Raw genomic sequence first — 2,209 nt, forward strand, 5'->3', positions numbered from 1 at the left:
GCCCTACGCAGACGCTGCGCTAACAGCAATCAGCGGTCAGCTTCCAGGGGTCAGCGGTTTGCAATTGCTGTTAGGTACTTTCGTTCTTAGTTTTTAGGGAACAGGGAATCGGGAATCCCACACTCTCCCTTTGACTCTAAATGTAAAAACCTACTCCCTCGGTGCGCTAATGCACGTCAACTTTTGCCTCTTGCCTTTTGCCTTTTGCCTTGGGCGTAGCGCTATATTGACAAGATTGGTTTGGTCGGTAAAAATAGCGTTGTTTGCCTTGAAGCGGATCAGCAATTACACCCGAAAAGCCTTAATTATGAAAAAAAGAACGTTCTTAGTTTTCCTATCGATTCTCTTATCAGTGTTTTGCCTAGGAGGCTTTGTGGGATGTCCCCCTGCTGCTGCGGACTATGACCCCTTACTGTCTTGGAATCAGGGTGCGGCTAAGCAAACGATTTTTGACTTTGTGCAAGAGGTTACCAACCCCAACAGTGATAACTACGTTCGTCAAGGCGATCGCATCGCGGTCTTTGATAATGATGGAACCCTGTGGAATGAAAAACCCAAAAATATTTACGGGTTATTTATCAAAGATATGCTAGGGAATGCCTTTTCAAATAAAAGGAATGCCATTTTTGAAGACCTGAAACTGCAGGGATTAACACCGGAAGAATATAAACAGAAGGCGAGGTTTTTTCTGGATAATTCAAAGCATCCAGACTTTGGTATTCCATACATAAAGGTGACTTACCAGCCCATGGTTGAACTGGTCAATTATCTTAGGAGTAATGATTTCAAGGTTTATATTTGTTCTGGGGCGGGACTTGATTTCATTCGCTCCTATGCCGAAGATGCCTACGGTGTTCCCCCTGAAAATATTATTGGTACCACCGTCCAAACCAAGTTTATTACTAAAGACGATGGCTCTCATGTTTTGGTTAAGACACCAATACTGGTCAAACCGATTAATAATAACGAAGGTAAAGTAGTGGACATTGACCGCTACATTGGTAAAAAACCAATTATGACCGTTGGTAATTCCGATGGTGATTTAGAAATGCTTCAGTACACTGACGAGCAAGACGGTCCAGCTTTGATGATGTTGGTTCACCACGATGATCCCCGGGAATATGTATACGATACAGGTGCCGAGAATGCTCTCCGGGAGGCCGACGCTCGTGGTTGGACAGTTATCAGTATGAAAGAGGATTTCTTGACACTCCCCGGTCATTAGACCCGGGGATTCTTCGCTCAACGACCCGACTTGCTGAACCTGGCCGGAACCAAGAACAGTAGAGGTCAGATCTCCCGAAGCGTTGGGATCTATGATCCAGGTTCCGGTGTGCCCCACCGTACCCAAGGCTCTCTTTAAAATATTGATCGCGGCGTTGTGGTCACGGTCTAGTTCACAGCCACATTCGCAGACGTGGGTTCTGGTTGATAGTGACTTTTTTACTACCTCGCCGCATTCTGAGCAGTTTTGGCTTGTATAAGCAGGATTCACTGCAACAGTGACTCTGCCAAACTTCTGACCAAAATGCTCCAACCATTATTAAACTAAGCCAGTGAATCACCCCACTGACTCGTCTTCAGAACCGTGCGTGACATTTTCACATCACACGGCTCCTCATCATAGGAACCATTGTCATTGGTACCTCATTAACGGATTGTCATCTAGACTTGAGGTGTTTATTCTCTTTCCGTGTTTTGCATCGTGGCAGTGTAGGTGTAATAACTCCAGATTCTCATCCTTATTATTACCTCCTAGAGCACGTGGTAAGATGTGGTGTTTTTCTAATAAGTCGCCATCCCTGAAAGTAAGACCACAATGAGCGCATTTCCCTTCTTGCCGTTCTAAAAGCCTTCCCTTCTGAGTGGTCATCTCAGGATGCTTTCTCATTCTGGTACTCCAATAGATTAGGTCTCCATCATAGGGACTTCTTATATCTTGGACTTTCTTGTGTCTGACTATCTCCGTTTTGCTATGCTTCGGGAGAAAATGGTTCACATCTTTCATGAAAGTCCACCTATCCTCATCGATGGTTCCCCAATACTTCTTAGCTACCCAGGTCTTTGATTTATTAGGGGGTCTCCTATATCCCCATCTCTGAAGTTTGTTCCAAAGCCTATACCCTAAACTGTTGAAAGTGTCTTTACTACATACAGATTTGTAATAATTACACCATCCGTTTATAAGGGGTTTAAGATGGCTTATTAA

At 44.4% G+C, this 2,209-nt stretch carries 2 protein-coding genes and 2 pseudogenes; 1 reads left to right on the forward strand and 3 read right to left on the reverse strand.

All coding sequences use genetic code 11. The annotated features are described in order from the left end of the window. The first annotated feature begins 130 nt into the window (after positions 1–130). On the forward strand, positions 131–1,225 hold the full coding sequence (locus LYNGBM3L_RS08280; protein ID WP_229414373.1) for an HAD family hydrolase: 1,095 nt from the start codon (positions 131–133) through the stop codon (positions 1,223–1,225). A 3-nt stretch (positions 1,226–1,228) separates the two neighbouring features. Here LYNGBM3L_RS08280 and LYNGBM3L_RS38040 read toward each other — a convergent pair. The 3 genes and pseudogenes from LYNGBM3L_RS38040 to LYNGBM3L_RS48475 form a co-directional block, all read right to left on the reverse strand. After that, a pseudogene (locus LYNGBM3L_RS38040) lies at positions 1,229–1,540 on the reverse strand (zinc ribbon domain-containing protein); the annotation flags it as partial. A 96-nt stretch (positions 1,541–1,636) separates the two neighbouring features. Further along, on the reverse strand, positions 1,637–2,008 hold the full coding sequence (locus LYNGBM3L_RS47110; protein WP_008181311.1) for an HNH endonuclease: 372 nt from the start codon (positions 2,006–2,008) through the stop codon (positions 1,637–1,639). Between the two features lie 42 nt (positions 2,009–2,050). Beyond that, a pseudogene (locus LYNGBM3L_RS48475) lies at positions 2,051–2,206 on the reverse strand (group II intron maturase-specific domain-containing protein); the annotation flags it as partial. Positions 2,207–2,209 lie beyond the last annotated feature (3 nt).

The organism is Moorena producens 3L, assembly GCF_000211815.1.
Lineage (GTDB): Bacteria > Cyanobacteriota > Cyanobacteriia > Cyanobacteriales > Coleofasciculaceae > Moorena > Moorena producens.

Coding starts and splice junctions, on each gene's coding strand:
- LYNGBM3L_RS47110 (WP_008181311.1), bottom strand. CDS start 2,008: ATGAAAGATGTGAACCATTTTCTCCCGAAGCATAGCAAAACGGAGATA.